Genomic DNA, 773 nt, shown 5'->3' with positions numbered 1-773 from the left:
CGTGACCGATGGTGCCGACGTTTACGTGCAGTTTGTTACGCTGAAATTGCTCTTTCGCCATGGCGATAATTCCTTACGTTGTGCCTTCATGAGTCATGAAGGCATCAGTTCACAATTTTTAAACCGTAGCTTATTTGCTACGAGCTTCAATAACGGCCTGAGCGACGTTGTTCGGCGCATCATCGTACTTCAGGAACTCCATGGAGTAAGAAGCACGGCCTTTGGTCAGAGAACGCAGCTGGGTTGCATATCCGAACATTTCAGACAGCGGAACTTCAGCATGGATCTGAACGCCAGTAGCGTTAGATTCCTGTCCTTTGAGCATACCACGACGACGGCTAAGGTCACCGATAACGTCACCGGTGTTCTCTTCCGGAGTCTCTACTTCAACCTTCATGATTGGCTCAAGCAGCACTGGTTGTGCTTTCTTAAAGCCATCTTTAAAGGCCAAAGATGCAGCCAGTTTAAACGCCAGCTCAGAGGAGTCGACATCATGGTATGAACCGAAGTGCAGACGAACACCCAGATCAACTACCGGATAACCAGCCAGTGGACCTGATTTAAGCTGCTCCTGGAGACCTTTATCAACCGCAGGGATGTATTCAGTTGGAATCACACCGCCTTTGATATCGTTGACAAATTCGTAACCTTTCGGGTTCACACCTGGCTCCAGTGGGTACATGTCGATAACAACATGACCGTACTGACCACGACCACCTGACTGCTTGGCGTGTTTACCTTCGATATCGGTAACTTTCGCGCGAATCGCTTCA

General features: G+C 49.0%; 1 pseudogene. It reads right to left on the bottom strand.

Features of this window, described 5'->3' with window-relative positions:
* Positions 1–130 precede the first annotated feature (130 nt).
* Positions 131–773: pseudogene (gene fusA, locus RTM06_RS21735) on the bottom strand (elongation factor G); the annotation flags it as partial.

Origin of the sequence: Pantoea sp. CTOTU46764 (genome assembly GCF_031974595.1) — a bacterium.
Taxonomy (GTDB): domain Bacteria; phylum Pseudomonadota; class Gammaproteobacteria; order Enterobacterales; family Enterobacteriaceae; genus Pantoea; species Pantoea trifolii.
The sequence above is the reverse complement of the archived record's forward strand: the minus strand, read 5'-3'. Positions and strand labels throughout refer to the sequence as shown.